This is a genomic window from Sulfurimonas sp. NW15, from assembly GCF_051132285.1.
In the GTDB taxonomy this organism is placed as follows: domain Bacteria; phylum Campylobacterota; class Campylobacteria; order Campylobacterales; family Sulfurimonadaceae; genus Sulfurimonas; species Sulfurimonas hydrogeniphila.
In genome coordinates this window covers 1,867,770-1,889,614 of sequence record NZ_CP093237.1, presented here as the reverse complement: position 1 = coordinate 1,889,614, position 21,845 = coordinate 1,867,770, and the positions used below count along the sequence as shown (strand labels likewise).

The window sequence follows — 21,845 nt, the reverse complement described above, 5'->3', positions numbered from 1 at the left end:
CAAATAAATTAAGAAGGAGTGACTTGTATGGTTCCTATAGATATTCAACATTTTGCCGAAGGCAGAACAAAAGCCAGAGCATATTTTTGTTACCTTTTTTCAAAGAATATTCCCAATAGACTTCCTTCTTTAAGTGAAGATATGATTATGCCGAGACTGCTTAAAATAAAAGCAGATCTTGAAAACTGTGAGGGAGTGTATCTTCTTGACCACAAGGGTGTACAGGTAAGTCCGACTTTTACAAAAGATGATCGGATAGATGATGATATAGGAAAGATTCGTGCTGACCGTGCATACTACTATCGTGCAGTCAGAGAAGGCAGATGTACGATTACCGATCCATATCCGTCACTCATTACAGGTGATTTGACTGTAACGGCATCAGCGCCTATATTTGATGAAAACGGTTCGCTCAGGTATGTGGCATGTATTGATATGCCGCTTGAAGAAGTGTTGAAAATTGCACATCTCAATAAAATGGATATATTCTTTGGAGAATTTTTCAAGTGGACTTATGGTGCTTTTGCATTTGCTTTGGTGGCTATAGCACTTTTGCTTTTCGTAAAAGGGATAGAGAGTTTTTTTGAATATGGAATTTCAATAGGTCATTTTCAGATTAAAGATGTTTTTGAAGCAACAATTTTGCTTACACTCTCTTTGGCAATTTTTGATCTTTCCAAAACCCTTATTGAAGAGGAGATATTAGGACGCTATAAAGAACATGACATAGCAGGCCCGCACAAAACGATGGTCCGCTTTTTGGGTTCTATCATTATTGCACTTTCCATTGAAGCATTAATGCTTGTATTCAAGTTTGCAATTACGGATCCAAACAAGCTGATCTATTCTATGTATATTATTGCGGGTGTAGGTATTCTGATAGTCTCTTTGGCAATATATATCAAATTTACAAAATTAAAGATAGATGAATAATGATAGCAATAATTGATTATAACATGGGAAATTTGGCAAGTGTGAAAAATGCGTTTGCCAAGCTTGGACAAGAGACAGTAGTTGAGAGTAATCCTGATAAATTTAAAGAGTATGACAAGCTGATATTGCCCGGTGTCGGTGCTTTTGGTGATGCGATGCAGCATTTGCATGAACGGAATATGGTAGAGTCCATAAAGGAATTTGCAAAGAGTGACAAACCGATGCTTGGAATTTGTCTCGGAATGCAGCTTTTGTTTGAAAATTCCGAAGAGTTTGGAAAACATGAAGGGCTCGGGCTTATAAAAGGCAGTGTTGTAAAGTTTGATACGAAAAAATTCAATGAACCTTTGAAGGTTCCGCATATGGGCTGGAACAGAATGTTTACAAAAGAGCATCCTCTGTTTGCAGGACTGGATGATGAGCATTATCTGTATTTTGTACATACATACCATGTTGCATGTAAAGATGCCAATGACATTATCGGAGAAACATATTATGGCTATAAATTTACTTCTGCCGTTGCTCACGGTAATATAATGGGAATACAGCCCCATCCTGAAAAAAGCCATAAAAACGGTTTGAAAATTTTAGAAAATTTTATACAACTGTAAGAGAAAAGGAAGAGAGAAATATGACATTATATCCGGCAATAGATTTAAAAGACGGCAAAGCAGTCCGTTTGACAAAAGGTTTGATGGAGAGTGCGAAAATCTACTCAAACGAGCCTTATGAATTAGTGAAAAAATTTGAAGAAATGGGTGCGGAGTGGGTGCATCTGGTTGATTTAAACGGTGCATTTGCGGGAGAGCCTAAAAATCTTGAACAAATCATCAAAATTCGTCAAAACTCAGATGTAAAACTTGAACTTGGCGGTGGTATTCGTGATGAAGCAACGATTCAAAAGATGTTGGATATCGGAATTGACAGGATTATTTTAGGTTCTATTGCGGTAAAAGATCCTCAGTTTGTAAGAGATATGGCGGCAAAATATCCCATCGCAGTAGGCATAGATGCCATAGACGGATATGTGGCAGTCGAAGGCTGGGGCGAAGTCAGTACCATGCGTGCGACTGATCTGGCAAAAGAGTTTGCAAATGCCGGTGTAGAGGCGATAATATGCACAGATGTCGGCAAAGACGGTACACTCAGCGGCGTCAATGTAGATTTTACACTTGATATCGCAAGAGCCGGTAAAATAAGCACAATTGCAAGCGGCGGTGTGAAAGATGAAGATGATATAAAAGCTTTGATAGCCACGGGTGAAGTGGATGGTGTTATCATAGGAAAAGCTTATTATGAGGGCAGGTTGGATTTAGCCAAAATGTTTAAATTGGTAAATTAATAGCAAAACAAACAGAATTTTGCTATTATTAGATATAAATTATGCAAAATATTATGTAAAGGATTTCAATTGAAATTACTTGTTGTTGATGATAGTTCTACAATGCGCCGTATTATAAAAAATACATTGGCTCGACTTGGTTATAAAGATGTACTTGAAGGTGCAGACGGTGTTGAAGGCTGGGCGCAAATGGACGCAAATCCTGATATTGATATGCTGATCACAGACTGGAATATGCCTGAGATGAACGGGCTTGAGCTTGTCAAAAAAGTTCGTGCGGATGAGCGCTTTAAAGATACACCTATCATTATGGTTACGACTGAAGGTGGAAAAGCAGAGGTTATTACAGCACTTAAAGCCGGAGTAAACAATTATATTGTAAAACCGTTTACGCCTCAGGTTTTAAAAGAAAAACTTGCTGCCGTGATGGGTGTATCTGAGTAATGCAAGAGCATTACTACGAATTAGTAGTGAAAGTCTCTTCACATCATGAACTCTTTGCAGATTTTTTGGCAGATACTTTACCGATCGGGTTTGAAGAGACAGACAACGGATTCATTATAAGAAGTGAAGAAGAACTCGACACTATAATGTGGGGGATTGAGCAGTTTGCAGAGGCCTTACAAAAAGCACTCGGCAAATCTGTAGACGTAGAGTGTACACAAAAAAAACTCCAAAACAATGATTGGGTAGAATCTTATAAAAACAGTATAGAGCCCCTTGTTATAGATAAATTTTACATCCATCCTACATGGAATGACAATCATCCAAACCTGATAAACATAGTAATAGATCCGGCGCTTGCTTTTGGTACAGGGCATCATCCGACAACTGCTTCTTCTTTGCGCGCAATTTCTCAACATGTGAAAAAGAATGACAGAGTTTTGGATGTAGGCTGCGGCAGCGGTATACTGGGCATTGCAGCTATGAAACTTGGAGCTGTCGTGGATGCTTGTGATACGGATCCTGTATCGGTCGAAAATTCTATAAAAAATGCAAAGTTGAATAATTTGGAATTTCACTCCATATGGGAAGGTTCTGCTTCAAATTTGGATGAAAAGTACACTATAGTCGTGGCAAACATAGTTGCAGATGTGTTGACTTTTATTGCAAATGATCTGAAAAAAGCAATGGCAGAGGACGGAATCTTGATTTTATCAGGTATACTGAATAAGTATGAAGAAAAAGTTCTCAATGCTTATAAAGACTGTAAAATAACACAAAGAATAGCCCAGGACGAATGGGTTACATTAGTTTTAAAAAGAGAGAAAAAATAAAAATGGCAGATAACGAAAACAAAAACAACAATAACAACTTTTTTAATCAAAATCCACTGATAACATTTGCAATATTTTCAGTAGTAGTAATTTTGTTGTTTAAAGTAATGGTTGGAGAAGGTGCCGGCAACAGTTCTGTGATGGGAACATCAACAACAAGAATTAAGCCGGTTGACTATTCAGAGTTTAAAGCGCTTGTGAAATCAAAAGCAGTAAAAAAAGTTGAAATAGGCCAGACATATATCAGGGCTATATCAACAGACGGTTCAAAAATCTACACAACAAGAGTTGTCAAAGGGGACAATGAACTAATAAAGCTTTTGGACAAAGAAAAAATCGACTATACAGGCTTCAGTGAAACAAACTGGTTTACCGAGATGTTTGGCTGGCTGTTCCCATTTTTGATTATCATTGCCATCTGGATGTTTTTTGCCGGCCGTATGCAAAAAAGTATGGGTGGGGGACTGCTCGGAATGGGAAATTCCAAAAAGCTGATTAATTCGGAAAAACCGGATACAAAGTTTGATGATGTAGCCGGTGTGGAAGAAGCGAAAGAAGAGGTGCAGGAGATTGTAGATTTCTTGAAATATCCCGGTCGTTATGTGGAAATCGGTGCAAAAATTCCAAAAGGTGTTTTGCTGGTCGGAAGTCCCGGAACCGGTAAAACACTGCTTGCAAAGGCTGTTGCCGGAGAAGCGGAAGTACCTTTTTTCTCAGTCAGCGGCTCGAGTTTTATAGAGATGTTCGTCGGTGTGGGTGCTGCGCGTGTAAGAGATCTGTTTGAACAGGCTAAAAAAGATGCGCCGAGTATTATATTTATAGATGAGATAGATGCTATCGGTAAAAGCCGTGCAGCCGGCGGTGTTATGGGCGGAAATGATGAACGGGAACAGACACTCAATCAGCTTTTGGCAGAGATGGACGGTTTTGGAACAGATACGCCTGTCATAATTTTAGCTGCAACCAACAGACCGGAAATTTTAGATCAGGCACTGTTGCGTCCCGGACGTTTTGACAGACAGGTCCTTGTTGACAAACCGGATTTTGAAGGGCGTGTCAAAATTTTGAAAGTACATGTAAAGAATGTCAAAATAGACAAAGATGTGGATTTGGAAGAGTTGGCCCGTTTGACAGCGGGACTCGCGGGAGCAGACCTGGCAAATATAGTCAATGAAGCAGCACTGCTTGCGGGAAGAAAAAGTCAAAAAACAGTGAAACAAAAAGATATGTATGAAGCGGTTGAGCGTGCCTTGGCAGGACTTGCTAAAAAATCTCGCCGTATCAATCCTAAAGAGAAAAAAATTGTTGCTTACCATGAAAGCGGACATGCTTTGATGGCAGAGACAACAGACGGAGCAAAAAAAGTTTCCAAAGTCTCTATAGTGCCTCGTGGTTTGGCAGCACTTGGTTATACACTGAACAAGCCTGAAGAAAACAAATATATGATGCAGATGCATGAACTGTGGGCAGAAGTAGATACTCTGCTTGGCGGGCGTGCTGCCGAAGAAGTATTTATCGGTGAAATTTCTACAGGTGCGGGCAATGACCTGGAACGTGCCACAGACATTATAAAATCAATGGTTCAAACATACGGGATGAGTGATATTGCAGGACTTATGGTGCTTGAAAAATCCCGTCAGTCATTTTTGGGCGGTCCGCAGCAGGCGACACGTGAGTACAGTGAAAGAATGGCAGAGGAGATGGATGAATACATCAAAAAGTCATTGGATGAGCACTATAAAGCCGTTGTCAACCGCTTAAAAGAGTACAGTGGGGCGATTGAAGCAATGGTTGCACTGCTTTATAAAAAAGAGAATATTACAGGGGACGAAGTCAGAGAAATTATTATAAATTTTGAAAAAGAAAATGGCATAGAGTCTAAAGTTGTAGAAAACAGCGAGAGCATTGAAGAAGAGCTAAAAGCAGATGCCACCATGACAGACACCGAGAACAGTGACGGAAAAAGTGATGAAAAATAACCTTTTTATTATAAGCAAAAACGGGTATAAATATATTTTTTATGCTTTGCTTGCCGCCCTGGTATTTGGGCTTTTGGATTTAGAGTTTTTTTCATTTTCTGCTTTTGTTCTTGCACTGTTTTTTATGTACAGTTTCAGAAATCCGGAAAGAGAGAATACTTTTTTGGATGACAAAGCCGTAGTCTCTCCTGTTGACGGCACTGTAAAATCTATAGATACACTTGAAAGCGGTGAGTATGCCTACAGAATAGTTATAGAATCAGATTACAGAAATGTCGGTATATTGCGGATCCCTTTAAGCGGACGTCTTGAGAATGTCAAAACCACAAGGGGGGCAAGAACATCAAAAAAATCAAAGCTCTTTTATGATTTAAATGAACGTGCAGAACTTTTGTTTGTAGATACCCATAACAATAAAATAAAAGTTCTCCATAGACTCAAGCAGAGTTTTGCGCCGATTGCTATAGAAATCCCAGTCAGAGAAACCTTGCACAAAGGGACAAGATACGGGTTTGCAACGAACAGTGTTACCGAACTGTATCTTCCAAAGAATTTCAGACTGGACACTAAAGTAAACAATGAAGTCCAGACAGTTCACTCTCTAATCGGTTATTTTACTTAGAAAGCAGTTTATTATCCATTGGGATGCTCTTTCATAAACAAGAGTTTGTCTGTATCGATATTAAATTCAAAATATTCTGATTCGAAGCTGTCATCATCTATTTTTTGCAGTTGAATGGCTGCTCCTTCATTGTTCTTGATCTCCATATACAAAAGGGCGAGTGCATATCTGGCTTCATAAAAATTTTCATTTTTCATTTTTGACAACTCAAGCAATGCTATTGCATTGGCATGATGTTTGGCCGCAGTTGATGCAACAGCTCCCAAATAGAGTGTATAAGCATCCTGTACTTTCAACTCGTCAATTAAATGATTGTAATGGGTATAGGCTTCTTCAAAGTTTTTATTATACAGGAGTGTCAAAGCCAAAGCACTTTCTATGTCCTGTATATCAGTATCTTTTGTCTGTAAAACATACTTTAGCTGCTCTTGTAGGTAGTAAAGCCTTCCGGTGATTAAATGTTCCTGTATATATGTGTATCTTGTAATGAAAGGGCCGTAATATAAATCAGTATAGGTGAATTGCTGAGTGTTTAAGTATTTCAAGACCTCTTCTGCGTATTTTGGTATGCTATACCCAGTAAAATGCGTATCTATATAGATCATATGCGGCAGGATATCATGAGGAAAGATGACTGTGAGTTTGGATGCAGCAGATTTTGCTCTGTCCAAATTTTTTGTTTTCATTCCAATAAGTACCTTGAGCATAAGATACAAAGGTCTTTGTTTGTAGTCTTTGTCAAGCCATTCAATTGCTGAGAGATAATCATTGTCGTTGATATGTAAAAGAGTATTGTACAAGTCAATCTCTTCACTGCTGTTTTCGCCGGAGAGGGAATCTTTCAAAATAGATTCCAGTTTTGTGTAATCTTTATTTATAAGTTTACTGGTCATGACAGCATAAACACCGGAAAGATAGTTTTTGGCATCTAAGTGATAGGAACGTAAAAAGTGTTTGTTTGCCTGGAGCATATCTCCCATTTGTGCATAGGTCAAGGCTAAATTATAGTGTAAAATAGAGTGTTTGGGCTGTATTTTAACAAGTTGCTGCAAATCCTGGTTTGCCTCTCGAATTTTTAAAGAAAGAGCCTTTTTAATGGCTTTTGTTATGCCTATATCAACATTTGATGCAGAATAGCTTTTTTTCAGGTATTGCTGGGCAGATTGGATATTGTCAATATATATATTTGCATTTCCTTTTCTAATGTAGCTGATTGTCTGATTTGCATTAAAAATTTTATAGGGTGAAAAATAAAATATTTTCTGAAAATTAAGAAATTTTGAATTCTGAATTTTTTTCCTGTAGAGGGTTTGAGCTTTTTGGGGGTCAAATAAAGCATCTTTGAGTTTGACACTTACCGGATAAATCTTATAAATTTTTTGCGGATATTCATCTGTAACTTTTTTGAGTTGTGATGCCGCTTTTTTTGTATGTCCTGCTTTAAGGTTTATATAACTGCGTGCCAATTTTGCCCTGAGTGGCTGATTGTTTTTTGCGATAGCAGTGTTGAGATGGTCAATTGCAAGATTAAAGTCACCTATCCGCGCATACAGCAGAGCCAGACTGAAATCATCTACCTCTTCATTTATTTTTTCCAAAGCATCAATTGCATCATAGTTATTGTTATACAAAGCATTGATTTTCGCGCTTAAATGATTTTGTATAACCGGATATGCAGGATGATCTGTATTTTTGAGAGCATTTAAAGCACCAAGATAGTTTTTGTTATAATAGCTTATAAGGGTATAGTAATATGAGTACAAAGGCGAATTGATCTCATATGGCAAATAGGCATAAGCCAGGTCGATGTAGTATTTAAAACTGGATTGATCCTTTACATGTAATGAACATACTGCCGCATTTATAGCGCTTACACATCTTTTCTCATCATTGAGTATCGCATTCTGAAATGTTTTCAATGCCAGTGCATACTGCTTGTTTTTCATTTGGGCAACACCAAGATTGTATTGTGAGATGGCCTGCGAATAGTAGGCAATATTTTCATAAAGAGCCAGAGCTTTTTCTTTTGCGCCTGTTGCATAGAGATAATTTGCTTTGGCAATCATATTTTCAAGTTTACTCTGTTCTATAACGGGAGCTTTTGCTTCTTCAAGCTTGTTTTCCAGGAGACTGAAATTGTCAACTTTTTTTGTAGAGGATTTTTTTATCAGCAAGAGTGCAGTAACAGCAATAAGCAACACAACAATAACAGCTATTCCTCCAAAAAGAATGATTTTTTTCTGTTTGGATTCTTCATCATTTTCATCAAGAAATTCGTCAGTTTGCTCATGCGAATGTAATACTGCATCGCTGTCTTCTATGATTATTATCTCTTCTTGTGCATCAGCCATTGACTACCCTGTTAAATATTGCATCTTTTGTATTGAATAAGCAAAAAAAGTACCAATGCTCTGATCTCTCAAACAATATCATTATATCTTATATTTAAGGAGTATTATAGCAGTAACTACCTGATTTGATGCATACATGTAATGTATGAAGCGAGGTAGATTATGAAAGAAATTATTTCAATATACAAAAAGCAATATTTATTAGACTTCTTGCATAACCTATCATTTAACCACAAATCCTCTATTTAAAATCGCTTTGAGTGATTATGAACAAATGATACATGCATTTTATCTGATAGCAGGGGTAGGTATCATGGTTGCAGTACTGAGTCTTTTTATATTTGTGGTGCGTTATTCAAACACGAAAGAGTAAATAAAACTCTTTCGCCTCTTTTAGCATTGTGTTGGGTCTTTGAGACAAATTTGTCTTTGTTTTTCTATTTTTGCTTTTTTCATTTGTAAACTTGATCCTGTTGCTACATCATTGAGAACAAAGGCAAAAGATACAAGATATAAAAAGGAAAATCCGCCAATTAAAGCAATGATGACATAAATGTTGAAATATTTTGAGAGTCTTTTTTTCATAGCGTCCTCCTTAAAGGATATGCTACTATCTTATTGCAAAGAAACTTAATAGTTATAAATAATTTTAATATAATTGCAGTTCTTAATTAATCTCTTTTACTGCACTCCTGCAGAATATGCTTAATGATTGCATCATAATCAAGGTTAAGTCCTGCTGCAAAAGTTTCAATAAAGGAGCTGTTTTTGTCAGTAATATCAGGATTGAGATTTGTCCGCATAAAAAAACACTGACCGCTTTGGTTTGTTCTTATACTGATTTGCCCAAAATCTCTGATACCAAGATCAATATAGGCATCTATTGCAAGATTTTCAACACTCTCTTTGATTGTTTGGTCTTCAATATTTTCCAGAATTTTTTTATTTCCGTTGTTTGATCGTAAAACCTTTGCAGTGGAGATCAGCATAGCATCTTCTTTTGTTTTTATGATGGATACAAGATAGTCTTCTCCATCGAGATACTCTTCAATCAAAACAGGAACATTATATTTATTAGAAAGAGAAGAAACACTTTTTTCAAATTCGCTGAAACTATTGACAGTAAAACATTTGTTTTCTTCTTGACATTGCAGGGAACGGGCAGGTTTAACAACCAGGGGATAATTAATAGGTATGTCGTAATCACGCAAATATTTTTCTGCATCGGCAATAAAATATCTTGATGTACTGATGCCTTTTTCTTTAAGATAGGATTTTGCCAGTTCTGTATCTGCATCAAAGAGCAAAGCTTTTTTATCTGAACCGGTAAAGTTGATATTGTGTTTTTTGAAAAATTCACAGAGCCAAATTTTTTCTCCGTCTTCAGTGACAATATTGTTAAGAGTAAGGATAGCCAAGTGAGGTTTTCTTTGTACTGTCTGGTGTAGGTCTTGTATGGTGTGGCATTCATGAACTTCAGCAGTATATCCGAGGGATGCTATAGCATGTAAGATGGTATTTTCTTGTAAATGTTCATTTCTTGCTGTTATGATTTCTATATTCACTACTGCGTATCCTTGGTAAAATTAACTGGCTACATAAGTGTTGTAATTTTTGTGATTTGGTTGCGGAAGCAAGATTTGAACTTGCGACCTTCGGGTTATGAGCCCGACGAGCTACCGAACTGCTCTATTCCGCGATATTTGAGTCTAAAGTGGATGTTAAAAAGAGCAGACAGTTTTGATAAACTGCCCGCTGTGAAGATGTTACAGACCTGTAACGTTTTCTGCTTGTGGACCTTTGTCACCCTGACCGACTTCAAAAGTTACTTTTTGACCTTCGTCAAGTGAAACACGAGAGTGTCCGTTGTCATTAATTTGACGATAATGTACAAATACATCTTTGCCGCCATCTTCTACTTCGATAAATCCGAAACCTTTGTCGCTGTTGAACCATTTAACTGTTCCATTTTGTAATGTTGCCATTGTAAATCCTTGTTTGTTTGAGTACATCAAATTTCTTTGATGATAAAAATCTAATATAAAGTTTTTCTTTTAGGTGAATGTACTGGAAACAAAGAAGTTATCAATATAAAGCAATCTAAAGATGTAACTAGAATCATCTTTTCTTGTTGGAAGTATATCTTAAAAAAAATTTAAATGCAAGGAATGTGAACAATTCTTTTTTGTAAAGTATTTACATCCCTAGATAAGGATGTAAAACTTCAGGAATATTTATGCTTCCGTCTTCATTTTGAAAGTTTTCCATAATGGCTACAAGTGTGCGGCCAACGGCAAGAGAAGAACCGTTGAGGGTATGTACGAGTTCATTCTTTTTCCCGTTTTTAAAACGGATTTTGGCACGTCTTGCCTGAAAGTCTCTTGTATTGCTTACAGAAGAAATTTCACGGTATTTGTTTTGCCCGGGCAGCCATACTTCAAGATCGATTGTTTTAGCCGCGGAAAAACCCAAATCTCCTGTACACAGAGTTACCAGTCTGTGCGGTAATTCCAAAGCAGTGAGTAAATCAGAGGCACATGTGACCATATTCTCAAAAATTATATCGCTTTCACCCGGTGTAGAAATGCTTACAAGTTCTACTTTATGAAACTGATGCTGGCGTATCATGCCTCTTGTGTCCCGTCCTGCAGCCCCGGCTTCTTTTCGAAAACATGAAGTATAGGCAGTCATTGTTTTTGGCAGTTCCTCTGTTGTGAGTATCTCATCCTGATAGAGATTTGTAAGAGGAACCTCGGCTGTAGGAATGAGGAAAAGCTCAGGATCCTCTACTCTGTATAAGTCATCTTCAAATTTTGGAAGCTGTCCTGTTCCTTCAAGGGCTTTTCTGTTGACAAGTGCAGGAACGCTGACCTCTTCAAATCCGCGTTCACGGTTAAAGTCAAGCATAAAGTTTATAAGTGCGCGTTCCAGTCTTGCACCCATGCCAAAGCTGACAGAAAAGCGCGAAGTTGCCAGTTTGACACCGCGTTCAAAGTCTATCCAGCCGTTTTGTTCTGCCAGTTCCCAGTGCTCTTTTGGGGTAAATGAAAATTCCCTTGGTGTGAGCACTTTTTTGATTTCGACATTGTCATCTTCATCTTCGCCGTCTGGCACATCATCATCAGGCATATTGGGTATAGCCATTGCAAGCGCTTCGAGTTCTTCTTGACGAAGGCGTTGCACTTCCAAAGCATCAGCAATACGGATTTTATTTTCATCGACTTTTTTCTTCAGCTCTGAGACATCTTTGCCTTCACGTTTGTATACACCGAACTCTTTGCTCATAGCATTTTGCGCAGCCTGAAGGGTTTCAAAGTGGGCTTTTGCCTCTTTGAGTTCTTCAAATTTTATTTTCACTTTTTCCAAAAGCTTTGCATCAACGCCTTTGCGCATCAGTTTTTTGCTTATACCGTCAAAATCTTTTTGCAATAGTTTTAAATCAATCATTTTATTCCTTATACTAATATGTCTTTGGCTATTTGAAACTGGTTCGCTGTCATCAGGTGAATCTTAGGATGGAGCTGCTTAAGCTCTTCAAAGAGTTTTTTACTAAGCTCAAATCCCACTTTATACTCCTCCTCTGCACCTTTTGTATTTGCCTCTCGGAGTTTGTCTATCCAGCAGGGAGGGACGTTGATTCCCGGTACATGGGATGATAAAAACTGTGCAGTGCGCAGCTTCGTGATAGGAAAAACTCCTAAAATAAGTTCTGCATTTTTATTTTCACGGCAACACTCTTTGTTTGCTTTTTCTTTGAGTTCCAAAAGCTGTTTTGCATTTTCAACATCATATACCGGCTGTGTTATGATACCTACTGCTCCATGTTTAATTTTCTTTTGCATCTTTTTTTGGAGTGTTTTTGGGTTTTTTGCATAGGAGTTGACAACTGCAAAGGGGTGTATCTGTTTTGGTGCAACATTAAAAGGTTTTGCCGCATAATCCATACCGGAGTTTAAAGCGGCAATGATGTCCAGAAGCAAAGAGCTGTCACCTTCAAAAACACCTTTTGTATTGGGTTGGTCAGAGATGGTGGCAGGGTCTCCTGTGAGTGCCAGGATGGCTCTGATGTCAACTTCGTTTGCCCCGAGCAAATCAGACTGCAGGGCAATTTTGTTTCTGTCGCGCATACTCATCGTTGCAATAACAGGCTTGTGAAATCTCTCTTGGAGCAGTTTGGCGGCAAAAAGAGCATTGTACTTGAGTTTTGCCAAAGGATTGTCTGTGGTGGAAAATCCATCGACTAAATCTGCAAGCCCGAGTGTTTCTATTTTGTCTATCGTCGGTGTAAAAGTTGCCGAATGCCCGGGTGTAGTTTCAAGAGTAATATATCTGTCGTTTTTTAATTTATGTATCAGTGTGTCAAACAAAAAAAATCCTAATTCGCTATAATTGCGATATTATATACAAAAGAGAGAAAATTTATGCTAAAACTTGCAGTATTTGACTTTGATTCTACATTAATGGACGGTGAAACAATTGATTTTTTTGCGGATGAATTGGGAATAGGCGAAGAGGTCGCCCGCATCACAGAAGAGGCCATGAGTGGAAGACTTGATTTTTTTGAATCTTTACAGCAAAGAGTAGGGCTGCTAAAAGGGCTGGATTATACAGTTGTTGAAAAAATAGCACATAATCTGCCTTATATGCCAGGAGCACGTGAGACCATAGCAGAATTGAAAAACAGAGGCATGAAAGTTGTCTGTTTCAGCGGCGGTTTCAGAACAGCGACTTCCTATGCAAAAGATATTTTAGGATATGATGCTGATTTTTCCAATGCTTTACATGTAAAGAACGGAAAGCTTACCGGACTTGTGGGCGGCGATATGATGTTTAACTTCTCAAAAGGCGATATGTTGGTAAGACTTCAAAATATTTTGGGTGTAAGCGAAGAAGAGACATTGGTTTGCGGTGACGGCGCAAATGATCTTTCAATGTTTGCCCATGCAGGGACTCGGATTGCTTTTTGCGCAAGAGAGATTTTAAAACGTGAAGCAAATATAATAATACAAACAAAAGATTTAACACAAATATTAAAGGAAATACAATGCTAGAGAGTACAGTGTGGAGACAATATCATAATGACAACAGTTTTAGAGAAAAACTTGCAGAGTTTTGTAGACTTGATACTGTAGATCTGATAGAAGATGACAAAGAACTTTATGCGGCGCTCAAAGCAAAATTGACAAAAAAAGAGCTGAAACTTTTTGCAATGGATACGGCAGGGATTGCTCAAGGGATAATTAAAAAAGAGTTTGCATATACTGATGAAGAGTTGGAAAAAGCAAAATTCAAGCTCTATAAAAAGTTAATTCAGGATAAAACAAGGCTCAGTTTCAGAGTATAGATTAATCTATAATTTATGAAGATGTCAGTAACATATCACAATGTTATAAGATGTAAAGGAAAGTAAATGAAAAAAATGACTTCATTGTTATTGGCTGCTGCAGTGGCCGGGTCTGTTTTTACAACAAGTGCGACAGCTGATGCAAGCAAAGGGCAAAGGTTTTATTTAAAAAAGCTGAAAATCTGTAAGAAAGACGGACTGAAAAATGGAGCTGTATTTGCGATAAAACATGACCGTAAAGGTTGGACTTCTTTAAAAGAGTCTGGAAAACTTCAAGAAGAATGGATGAAAATTTGTCCTCATGGCGTGAAAAAAATTAAGAAAATGAAAGAAAAAGATGTGAAAAACCTTTATGACTTTGTCTGGAAATATGCAGCAGACGGTGAAGTCCCGACCTGTGGTTAATGACGAGAGTGTTTGTTTAAAATGATTTTTAAACTTACTCTTCTTGATTTTTCTTTATGCTCTGTGTGATTGGTTATAATTCTATTTCTATAGTTAAGACCGCTCCCCTTTAAAATATGCGTTAAATATTTTTGCTTTGTCGGGTTTTGTACCAAGAAAAGCGACTTGAACGCTTCATAGGAGCGTTTCATAGAGAGCTCTTCATTGTTTAAAAATCTCCCTGAAAAGGTACTGTTTTTCCACTCGCTGGAAGTATGTCCATTGATCTCTAAAGTTTTTACCTGCATTCTGTGTGTATATAAAAAATTTACTAATTTTGTAAAAAATTCTCTAAAAAACTTTTTTTGCTGTTTGCCGAGTTTGTATTCTCCTGCCTTAAAATAAAGATTTTTAGCAGTAAATTCAATAGTTAGATCTTTTTTTATGATAACTTTTTTCGTGTCTATTTCTTTTTGAAACAACTGACGCAGCTGCGTGTAGAAATCCAGTGTGTTTCTTGCAATCTGGGCAATTGTAGCATCTTTGTTGAGTTTGAGAATCCACATATTGTTTTCATTGGAATTTTTGTCTGTATGTATACCGGCTACACCTACCTGGGAGTTTGCTAAAATGACAGCTTTGTTAAAAACATCATAATTTTCTCCTCCGTAATGTTCCTGTTTTAAAAGTTTCAGATTTTTGCTGATTATCATCGCCAGACCATCAGTATTGAAACTGTCCCGGACAAAGCCAACTCCAATTAATGTGCCGTCACTGAACTCCTTGAGATCGTTGATTTGGCTTGAGTATGTTGTACTGATTTCACTGTCAATCAAGATGTTTTTATATATATCAAATTTTACAAGGCGTATTTGCTTTTTGTGCATGGTATCTGTTTTGGCTAATGATATGACAAAATTATGATCTTTGAGCCTGAGTAAACTTACAGGTTCATTAAAACCATTGTCCGGAATCTCTTTGAGCCATATATTATCGCCGTTTTGGGTTAATCTTGAGATGTTGACAGCTGTTTTCATTTTTGTATGTGTTGTGCTGAGAACTATTATTGAACCGTCATCGGCTTCTGAAGCATCTATCCCCTGATCATCATACTGTGTGCCGTATTTTTTAGTCCACAGCAGATGTGCATCTTTGTCAAACCTGCTTATGCATACATCATCATTGCCCAAACCGCTTTGAAACATGTTGTCTTGCGTTGATCTGGAAGTAAAAGAGGTGCCTATTGCTAATACTCCGCCGTCTTTCAAGCTAACAAGTTTATGGATTGTATTATTGTTTTTAGTACCAAAGGAGACTGATCGCTGCAGATGCAAAGCAGCGTCGAGTAACACCAAGAGTTGTGACCCACCCATTGTGTATCCGCCTATAATATATCCATTCGCAGGTGTTTTTACAAAGGAGGCCGGTTTTGCAAATTGTGTAAGGGGAATGATTTTCGACTGTATGATTTGTGCTTTGTCATTCACTTTAATAAGTTCTATTTTGGCACCGTATTTATTTGAAATGTTCTGCAGGTATGCAAAAGGATCATTATATGTTTTGTCAGCATGTAAACTTTGTTTTTTGAAGTCATATGTAAAACCAAGAGCACTCAAGGTTCCGTCATAATTTTGGGTGATATCAACCAAACCTGACTGAAAAGGTTTATGAATAATGAGTGCAAAATCATCAGATGTTTTTGCATGAAGCAAAAAATTATGGAATATCAGTAAAATAAATAAAGTTAGTTTCATAGGACTGCTTTTTTAGATAAACTATAGCAATAAATATTCCTAAGTGGTGTTTGTCGGGAAAGTTTAAGGGATGAAGTGGTGCAAAAGCACCAGGAAAACCTATTTCAGGTTTTCAAATGGTGCAGTTACAACTTGCTTACGGCTTACAGTATAAGGAACTAAAGCTGCTGCACGAGCACGTTTGATTACTACTGTAATCATATCTTGGTGACGTTTACAGTTTCCTGTTAAACGACGTGGCATAATTTTATATCTTTCTGATAATGAAAAACGTAAACTTGCTACTTCTTTGTAATCCATGAAGTCAACTTTTGCTTCACAGTATTTACAATATCTTTTTTTGTATTTTCTTTTTTCTGACATGGTATACCCTTTGTATCTATTTTTTTCTAAAACGGAATTTCATCTTCATCTATATCAATTTCAGGAATAGAGCTGCTGCTTGGCATTTCACGACTCTGAGACGCTGCTTGATTGTTATTGTAACTGTTTTGCTGCTGTGGTGCCTGGTAACTTTGCTGTTGTTGCACAGGCGGCTGTTGATACCCTTGCGGTTCTCCCTGTGCAGGTGCGCTATATCCACTGTTTTGTTGTGCCGGTGCATTATAACCGCCGCCTTGGTTGTCACCCTTGGAATCAAGCATTTGCATAGTTTCTACAATAACAGAATGTTTCGATCTTTTTTGTCCATTTTGGTCAACCCACTGTTCAAAGTTTAATCTTCCCTCAACAAGGATTTTACTTCCTTTTCTGAGGTATTGGTTTGCAACTTCTGCACTTCTTCCGAAGAATGTGATATCTACAAAACAGACTTCCTCTTTCTTTTCTCCATTGCTGGTGAATTTACGGCTTGTAGCAATTGCAGTTTTTGCAATTCCCATTCCCCCTTGAGAATATCTAAGTTCGATATCACGCGTCAAGTTACCAACTAAAATTATTTTATTGAACATAAGTTTTCCTTCATTTTATAGCGAATGCTATTACTCAGCTGCTGCTTCTGTTACCGGAGCTTCTGTTGCTTCTTCTGCTTTTGGAGCTTCTTCTGCTTTTGCTTCAGCTGCAGGAGCCTCTTCTGCTTTTGGAGCTTCAGGTGCTTTGTTTGCTTTTTTTACAAGTTCATTCCATGCTTTTATTTCACGGTTTGAATCATATTTGATCGTTATAAATCTTAAAAGGTCTTCGTTGATACGGAAACGTCTTTCAATTTCAGCGATTGCAGCAGGTGCTACTGAGTAGTAGATTACATAGTAGTAACCACGTTCGTTTTTTTCAATTGGGTATGCTAATTTTCTCATTCCCATAGCGTTTGTCGCTGCAATTTCTCCACCGTTTGAAGTAATAACTTCTTCAACTGCTTTGACGCTGGCCTGGATTTCTTCTGCAGTAAAAGTAGGTTTTACGATTACTAGGTTTTCGTAGTGTCTCATATAGTATGATCTCCTCTTGGTATTGCCTAATTCTAGGCTTTTGTTTCCCTTTCGGATCTGAATATAGTGCCAATTCTGACATTACAAAGAGAAAGGAACTCGAAATTATACATAAGTTTTGCTTAAAAAAAGCAAATTGAATATATTTATCTTCTTTTAAGTGGTTCTTTATTTGTTTTTAGTTTAAATAGATTAATTTAAATTATACAGTATGAAGGGCATGATGAGAGTATGAGTTATAAAGTTTTGATTGTGGATGATGTGATAGAAAATATTCAGGTAGCGATGAATATTCTCAAAGAAGAGGGGTATGACTTTTCATATGCCAAAAACGGGGAAGAAGCTTTAGCCCTTCTGGATTTTAATAATTTTGATTTGGTACTGCTTGATATTATGATGCCTGGTATAGACGGATATGAAGTATGCCGACGGATGAAAAACGATCCAAGACTCGTAGATATTCCTGTTGTCTTTTTAACTGCAAAATCAGATATAGACTCTATGACCAGAGCATTTGAAGTAGGCGGGGTGGATTACCTTACAAAGCCTTTTCATGCGAATGAGCTTCTGGCCCGAACAAAAACACATCTTGAACTTTATACTGCAAAAAAAATACTTCAAATTCACAACTTGTCTTTGCGGACAAAATTAAAAGAGGAACAAAAACGTATATACAGTGAACTTGAAGAGAATCAGAAGGAGATGATTTTTATTTTAACAGAACTTGTTGAATCTGTATCGGATGAGACAGGCAGACACATAAAACGTGTGGCGGAGTACAGCAGACTTTTGGCACAGTATCATCCTGCTGTTTCGGAGGGAGATGCTGATGTGATTTATCATGCAAGTCCTATGCATGACATTGGGAAGATGGGCATTCCTGAAAATATTTTGCACAAAAAAGGTTCCCTCACAAAAGAAGAATTTGAAGTGATGAAAACGCATACTGAAATTGCCCATAAATACCTGAAAATCTCAAACAGAAAACTGATGAAAGCGGCAGATATAATTGCTTATGAACATCATGAAAAATACAACGGAGCGGGCTATCCTCGCGGGCTTCAGGGCAGAGATATTCACATATTTGCCCGTATTGTAGCCTTAGCGGATGTGTTTGATGCTTTGACACATAAAAGGGTCTACAAAGATGCCTGGAGTATAGATGATGCAGTCAATTATATACAAGAACACAGTGGAGATCATTTTGATCCGGAATTGGTTGCTATTTTTAAAGAACATCTTGATGAATTCATTGCAATTGCACAGGATTAGTTTTCTTTTTTTTGTATTTTTCTATACTTCGGCTCTTTTTGGAGTTACATTTTCTTCGCAGGAAAAAGAGTGGATAAAAGAGCATCCCGTCGTTCGTTTGGGAGCAGATTACAGTTGGCCTCCGTATGAATTTGTAGATAAACAGGGAAGACATACAGGGATTGCAGCTGATTTTTTAAAGCTCATAAGCCAAAAAAGCGGTTTGACATTTGCTGTTACATCAGAAGTTTGGGCTGATGTTATGCGCGATATGAAAGCAGGAAAATTTGACGGTCTGAGTTGTGCGGCAAAGACACCAAAAAGAGAAAAATTTTTAAAATTTACAACACCCTATGTTGAGATGCCCTTGGTTATTGTTACACAGGCTACGCGGCAAGATATAAAAAACATGGATGCACTGAATAACAAAACGGTTGCGGTAAACAGGGGCTCGTATCTGCATGAATGGTTGCAAAAAAACTATCCGAATATTCATCTTTACCTTACCTCCTCAAACCGAGAGTCTCTCAAAGCACTCTCTTTTTCAAAGGTTGATGCCTACATAGGCAATATTGCAGTGGCTTCTTATATAATGAAACAGGATTATCTTTCAAATTTAAAAATTGTAAATAATGTTCCGGGAATGGATACAAAAGTTTCTATTGCTATAGACAAAAACAAGCCTGTGCTGTTTGCAATAATAGAAAAATCATTACAGGATATCAGTGATAAAGAACGGCAAAAAATTACAGATAAATGGTTTGAGGCTTCTCAAACAGATACAAAAGTCTCCCGGAGTTTGCAATGGAGTGAGAAAGAGCAAAGGTGGTTGCAACAGCACAAACAGATTACTCTGTGTATAGAACCTGACTGGATGCCTTTTGAAGCTTTTGACAAAGATGGAAAATATATTGGCATCAGTGCCGAATATTTTAAAGAGTTTCAAAAAAATATTCCTGTTCCCATAAAAGTAGTCCGGACAAAAACATGGAGCGAATCACTTCTTTTTGTACAAAACGGGAGGTGTGAAATACTCTCTTTGGTTGCAAAAACGCCGCAAAGAGAAAAATATCTGCACTTTACAAAGCCGTATCTGCATACTCCTTTGGTAATTGCCACAAGACCGGATGTTACCTATATCAGCAGTATGGAACAACTCGAAGGTAAAAAGGTGGCAATAGTAAAAGACTACTCTTTTAACGAAAGCTACAGACAAAAATATCCAAAAATAGATTTTATTGATGTCAAAAGCATAACGGAAGGGTTGCAAAAGGTGCAAAATGGAGAGTTGTTCGGTTATATAGGCACGCTTATAGGTGTTGGCTATCAAGTGCAGACAAAATTTCCAAACCAGTTGAAAATATCCGGACAATTGCAGGACACTCTTTCGTTCAGTGTGGGTATAAAAAAAGATTTGCCGGCACTCGCATCTATTTTTGAAAAAGTAATCAGCGCAATAAAAGAAGAAGACAGGCACAGAATAGAGTCACGCTGGATAGCTGTAGAATATGCACATGGCTTTGATTATAAACTTTTATGGAAACTTCTGGCCGGTGTTGTTTTTATCATTGCTGTTTTTGTCTATTGGAACAGAAAACTGGCATTAGAGATTAAAAAAAGAGAAAAAGCACAGGAAGAACTTTTGCAAACACAGCACAGGCTGCAAATAGAAAAAGACAAGGCCGAAGCGGCAACAAAGGCAAAATCTGAATTTCTTTCAAATATGAGCCATGAAATTAGAACACCGCTTAATGCTATTATCGGCTTTTCGGATATACTCAGTGAAAAGATACAGGATCCAAAGTTAAAAAGCCATATAAAAACTGTGAAAAATGCAAGTCATACGCTTTTGACACTTATAAATGACATACTTGACCTTTCCAAGATAGAAGCAGGAAAACTGATTATAGAGACAAAACCGACAAATCTCTTTGCATTGGCTGATGAAGTGGGTTCTATCTTTGCAGTTGAGGTGGAGAGGAAAAATTTGGATTTTGTAGTACATGTAAACACCAACATTCCTAAAAGTCTGTTACTCGATGAAGTACGCATACGCCAAATTTTACTCAACCTGATAGGAAATGCAATCAAATTTACGCAAAAAGGTTTTGTAAAGTTAAGCGTAAAAGCATTTGATATTGATCAGCATCTCTCAAAATTAAACCTGGAGATTTCTGTCGAGGACAGTGGTATCGGTATACCAAAAGAGCAGTTGGCAAAAATTTTTAATGAGTTTGAGCAGATGGACGGACAGGATACACGCAAGTTCGGCGGTACAGGACTTGGACTGAGTATATCAAAACGTTTGTGTGAAATGATGGGAGGCAATATTTCTGTAGAGAGCCAAGAGAAAAAAGGGACTGTCTTTAAAGTGCACCTCTATAATGTAAGCATAGCATCAATAGCAGAGAATGATGCACAGGACGATATTCGTATAAAAAATTTAAAAAATATAAAATTTAAAAAAGCAAAAATACTGGTTGTTGATGATATTGAAAGTAATCGTGATTTGATAGTGAAAATTTTTGAAAACACTGCAATTACAGTGATAACGGCAAAAAACGGTTTGGAAGCGATAGCGCTTTGTAAAACAGAGCAGCCGGACTTGGTTTTAATGGATATAAAAATGCCTGAGATGGATGGCTATGAAGTGACAACTGCATTGCGAAAAATCTCCAAGTGTCCTGTTATTGCATTAACAGCTTCGCTTATGGAAAATGAGCAGGAGTACAAAGATACCCATTTTGACGGTTTTTTACGAAAGCCTGTTTTGAAGTATGATCTTTTTGTGGAATTAAGCAAATTTTTGGCAGTTGATGAGGCGGAAATGCCTGATAAGCCAGATAAAGAGGTATTTGAACTCAGTGAAAAAGCAAAACAAAACAGTGCTGAGATACGAAAAACTATAGAAGAAGAGATACAGACTCTTTATAAAAAAGCACTGCAGACGCATAGCTTTTCTGATACAAAAGATTTTAGTAAAAGACTTTGTACCCTGGCAGCAGAGTATGATATAAAACCTCTTGAGCAGTATGCATTGCAACTTCAAGAGAGTATAGAAGCGTTCGATATCAAAGAGCTTGAAAAACTGCTTTACCGTTTCGATACCACTGCCGAAGATCTATATGACAAACTGCAATAAAATTAAGATTTTTATTTTTTTAGGATATAGTTTCAATAA

22 protein-coding genes and 1 tRNA gene are annotated in these 21,845 nt (G+C 37.4%); 12 read left to right on the top strand and 11 right to left on the bottom strand.

What is annotated here, in order from left to right:
• Nucleotides 1–27 precede the first annotated feature (27 nt).
• The 7 genes from MLC52_RS09720 to MLC52_RS09690 all read left to right on the top strand — a co-directional run bounded on the left by MLC52_RS09720 (nt 28) and on the right by MLC52_RS09690 (nt 6,153).
• Nucleotides 28–933, top strand: a complete 906-nt coding sequence (locus tag MLC52_RS09720) for a PDC sensor domain-containing protein (protein ID WP_151899725.1) — start codon at nt 28–30, stop codon at nt 931–933.
• Complete coding sequence (gene hisH / locus MLC52_RS09715) at nt 933–1,544, top strand: imidazole glycerol phosphate synthase subunit HisH (protein WP_151899726.1); 612 nt, start codon at nt 933–935, stop codon at nt 1,542–1,544. Before MLC52_RS09720 ends, hisH begins: the two co-directional genes overlap by 1 nt.
• 20 nt (nt 1,545–1,564) lie before the next feature.
• Nucleotides 1,565–2,275 (top strand): 1-(5-phosphoribosyl)-5-[(5-phosphoribosylamino)methylideneamino]imidazole-4-carboxamide isomerase, encoded by a 711-nt coding sequence (gene hisA / locus MLC52_RS09710; RefSeq protein ID WP_418640640.1) that lies wholly within the window; start codon nt 1,565–1,567, stop codon nt 2,273–2,275.
• A gap of 69 nt (nt 2,276–2,344) precedes the next feature.
• Nucleotides 2,345–2,719 carry a chemotaxis response regulator CheY gene (locus MLC52_RS09705; protein ID WP_151899728.1) on the top strand — a complete coding sequence of 125 codons (375 nt, stop codon included), beginning with the start codon at nt 2,345–2,347 and terminating at the stop codon, nt 2,717–2,719.
• A 26-nt stretch (nt 2,720–2,745) separates the two neighbouring features.
• Complete coding sequence (locus MLC52_RS09700) at nt 2,746–3,552, top strand: 50S ribosomal protein L11 methyltransferase (RefSeq protein WP_230973297.1); 807 nt, start codon at nt 2,746–2,748, stop codon at nt 3,550–3,552.
• A 2-nt stretch (nt 3,553–3,554) separates the two neighbouring features.
• Nucleotides 3,555–5,531, top strand: coding sequence for an ATP-dependent zinc metalloprotease FtsH (gene ftsH, locus MLC52_RS09695; protein ID WP_346389844.1), 1,977 nt, complete (start codon nt 3,555–3,557; stop codon nt 5,529–5,531).
• Nucleotides 5,521–6,153, top strand: a complete 633-nt coding sequence (locus tag MLC52_RS09690; RefSeq protein WP_434580212.1) for a phosphatidylserine decarboxylase — start codon at nt 5,521–5,523, stop codon at nt 6,151–6,153. The genes ftsH and MLC52_RS09690 overlap by 11 nt, the downstream gene beginning before the upstream one ends.
• Nucleotides 6,154–6,164: 11 nt before the next feature.
• On the opposite strand, the gene MLC52_RS09685 is transcribed toward MLC52_RS09690, so the two are convergent.
• The 7 genes from MLC52_RS09685 to MLC52_RS09655 all read right to left on the bottom strand — a co-directional run bounded on the left by MLC52_RS09685 (nt 6,165) and on the right by MLC52_RS09655 (nt 12,871).
• The gene (locus tag MLC52_RS09685; RefSeq protein WP_434580210.1) at nt 6,165–8,504 is read right to left on the bottom strand and encodes a tetratricopeptide repeat protein; all 2,340 of its coding nucleotides are present in this window, start codon (nt 8,502–8,504) and stop codon (nt 6,165–6,167) included.
• 393 nt (nt 8,505–8,897) lie between these two features.
• Nucleotides 8,898–9,089: a hypothetical protein gene (locus MLC52_RS09680; RefSeq protein ID WP_151899733.1), complete on the bottom strand. Its 192-nt coding sequence runs from the start codon at nt 9,087–9,089 to the stop codon at nt 8,898–8,900.
• 86 nt (nt 9,090–9,175) lie between these two features.
• Nucleotides 9,176–10,069, bottom strand: a complete 894-nt coding sequence (locus MLC52_RS09675; RefSeq protein WP_434580208.1) for a hypothetical protein — start codon at nt 10,067–10,069, stop codon at nt 9,176–9,178.
• Nucleotides 10,070–10,126: 57 nt separating this feature from the next.
• Nucleotides 10,127–10,203: transfer RNA gene (locus tag MLC52_RS09670), tRNA-Met, on the bottom strand.
• Nucleotides 10,204–10,270: 67 nt separating this feature from the next.
• Nucleotides 10,271–10,489 (bottom strand): cold-shock protein, encoded by a 219-nt coding sequence (locus MLC52_RS09665; protein ID WP_151901482.1) that lies wholly within the window; start codon nt 10,487–10,489, stop codon nt 10,271–10,273.
• Nucleotides 10,490–10,700: 211 nt separating this feature from the next.
• A complete protein-coding gene (gene serS, locus MLC52_RS09660) occupies nt 10,701–11,951 on the bottom strand; it encodes a serine--tRNA ligase (RefSeq protein WP_434580206.1) in 1,251 nt (416 codons plus the stop codon).
• Nucleotides 11,952–11,959: 8 nt separating this feature from the next.
• Nucleotides 11,960–12,871, bottom strand: coding sequence for a methylenetetrahydrofolate reductase (locus MLC52_RS09655; RefSeq protein ID WP_346389848.1), 912 nt, complete (start codon nt 12,869–12,871; stop codon nt 11,960–11,962).
• 27 nt (nt 12,872–12,898) lie between these two features.
• On the opposite strand from MLC52_RS09655, the gene serB reads away from it, so the two are divergent.
• From serB to MLC52_RS09640, 3 genes are all read left to right on the top strand, one after another.
• On the top strand, nt 12,899–13,555 hold the full coding sequence (gene serB / locus MLC52_RS09650) for a phosphoserine phosphatase SerB (RefSeq protein ID WP_434581634.1): 657 nt from the start codon (nt 12,899–12,901) through the stop codon (nt 13,553–13,555).
• Nucleotides 13,549–13,848, top strand: coding sequence for a hypothetical protein (locus tag MLC52_RS09645; protein WP_151899738.1), 300 nt, complete (start codon nt 13,549–13,551; stop codon nt 13,846–13,848). Before serB ends, MLC52_RS09645 begins: the two co-directional genes overlap by 7 nt.
• Nucleotides 13,849–13,914: 66 nt before the next feature.
• Nucleotides 13,915–14,253 (top strand): cytochrome C, encoded by a 339-nt coding sequence (locus MLC52_RS09640; protein ID WP_193150379.1) that lies wholly within the window; start codon nt 13,915–13,917, stop codon nt 14,251–14,253.
• Here MLC52_RS09640 and MLC52_RS09635 read toward each other — a convergent pair.
• The 4 genes from MLC52_RS09635 to rpsF all read right to left on the bottom strand — a co-directional run bounded on the left by MLC52_RS09635 (nt 14,250) and on the right by rpsF (nt 17,413).
• Nucleotides 14,250–15,986 carry a hypothetical protein gene (locus MLC52_RS09635; protein WP_434580203.1) on the bottom strand — a complete coding sequence of 579 codons (1,737 nt, stop codon included), beginning with the start codon at nt 15,984–15,986 and terminating at the stop codon, nt 14,250–14,252. The two genes, MLC52_RS09640 and MLC52_RS09635, sit on opposite strands and share 4 nt — an antisense overlap.
• A 99-nt stretch (nt 15,987–16,085) precedes the next feature.
• A complete protein-coding gene (rpsR, locus tag MLC52_RS09630; RefSeq protein ID WP_151899741.1) occupies nt 16,086–16,349 on the bottom strand; it encodes a 30S ribosomal protein S18 in 264 nt (87 codons plus the stop codon).
• 26 nt (nt 16,350–16,375) lie between these two features.
• Nucleotides 16,376–16,936 (bottom strand): single-stranded DNA-binding protein, encoded by a 561-nt coding sequence (locus MLC52_RS09625; protein WP_346389851.1) that lies wholly within the window; start codon nt 16,934–16,936, stop codon nt 16,376–16,378.
• A 30-nt stretch (nt 16,937–16,966) separates the two neighbouring features.
• Nucleotides 16,967–17,413 carry a 30S ribosomal protein S6 gene (gene rpsF, locus MLC52_RS09620; protein WP_434580201.1) on the bottom strand — a complete coding sequence of 149 codons (447 nt, stop codon included), beginning with the start codon at nt 17,411–17,413 and terminating at the stop codon, nt 16,967–16,969.
• 231 nt (nt 17,414–17,644) lie between these two features.
• Between rpsF and MLC52_RS09615 the strand changes: the two genes are divergently transcribed.
• Both MLC52_RS09615 and MLC52_RS09610 read left to right on the top strand, forming a co-directional pair.
• A complete protein-coding gene (locus MLC52_RS09615) occupies nt 17,645–18,685 on the top strand; it encodes an HD domain-containing phosphohydrolase (protein ID WP_434580199.1) in 1,041 nt (346 codons plus the stop codon).
• Nucleotides 18,657–21,806 (top strand): transporter substrate-binding domain-containing protein, encoded by a 3,150-nt coding sequence (locus tag MLC52_RS09610; protein WP_434580198.1) that lies wholly within the window; start codon nt 18,657–18,659, stop codon nt 21,804–21,806. Before MLC52_RS09615 ends, MLC52_RS09610 begins: the two co-directional genes overlap by 29 nt.
• The last annotated feature ends 39 nt before the right edge of the window (nt 21,807–21,845 follow it).

What these genes read in the sequence shown, in the direction of transcription:
- MLC52_RS09720 (WP_151899725.1), top strand. Translation starts at nt 28, where the DNA reads ATGGTTCCTATAGATATTCAACATTTTGCCGAAGGCAGAACAAAAGCC.
- hisH (WP_151899726.1), top strand. Translation starts at nt 933, where the DNA reads ATGATAGCAATAATTGATTATAACATGGGAAATTTGGCAAGTGTGAAA.
- hisA (WP_418640640.1), top strand. Translation starts at nt 1,565, where the DNA reads ATGACATTATATCCGGCAATAGATTTAAAAGACGGCAAAGCAGTCCGT.
- ftsH (WP_346389844.1), top strand. Translation starts at nt 3,555, where the DNA reads ATGGCAGATAACGAAAACAAAAACAACAATAACAACTTTTTTAATCAA.
- MLC52_RS09690 (WP_434580212.1), top strand. Translation starts at nt 5,521, where the DNA reads ATGAAAAATAACCTTTTTATTATAAGCAAAAACGGGTATAAATATATT.
- MLC52_RS09685 (WP_434580210.1), bottom strand. Translation starts at nt 8,504, where the DNA reads ATGGCTGATGCACAAGAAGAGATAATAATCATAGAAGACAGCGATGCA.
- MLC52_RS09680 (WP_151899733.1), bottom strand. Translation starts at nt 9,089, where the DNA reads ATGAAAAAAAGACTCTCAAAATATTTCAACATTTATGTCATCATTGCT.
- MLC52_RS09665 (WP_151901482.1), bottom strand. Translation starts at nt 10,489, where the DNA reads ATGGCAACATTACAAAATGGAACAGTTAAATGGTTCAACAGCGACAAA.
- serS (WP_434580206.1), bottom strand. Translation starts at nt 11,951, where the DNA reads ATGATTGATTTAAAACTATTGCAAAAAGATTTTGACGGTATAAGCAAA.
- MLC52_RS09645 (WP_151899738.1), top strand. Translation starts at nt 13,549, where the DNA reads ATGCTAGAGAGTACAGTGTGGAGACAATATCATAATGACAACAGTTTT.
- MLC52_RS09640 (WP_193150379.1), top strand. Translation starts at nt 13,915, where the DNA reads ATGAAAAAAATGACTTCATTGTTATTGGCTGCTGCAGTGGCCGGGTCT.
- MLC52_RS09635 (WP_434580203.1), bottom strand. Translation starts at nt 15,986, where the DNA reads ATGAAACTAACTTTATTTATTTTACTGATATTCCATAATTTTTTGCTT.
- rpsR (WP_151899741.1), bottom strand. Translation starts at nt 16,349, where the DNA reads ATGTCAGAAAAAAGAAAATACAAAAAAAGATATTGTAAATACTGTGAA.
- MLC52_RS09625 (WP_346389851.1), bottom strand. Translation starts at nt 16,936, where the DNA reads ATGTTCAATAAAATAATTTTAGTTGGTAACTTGACGCGTGATATCGAA.
- rpsF (WP_434580201.1), bottom strand. Translation starts at nt 17,413, where the DNA reads ATGAGACACTACGAAAACCTAGTAATCGTAAAACCTACTTTTACTGCA.
- MLC52_RS09615 (WP_434580199.1), top strand. Translation starts at nt 17,645, where the DNA reads ATGAGTTATAAAGTTTTGATTGTGGATGATGTGATAGAAAATATTCAG.
- MLC52_RS09610 (WP_434580198.1), top strand. Translation starts at nt 18,657, where the DNA reads ATGAATTCATTGCAATTGCACAGGATTAGTTTTCTTTTTTTTGTATTT.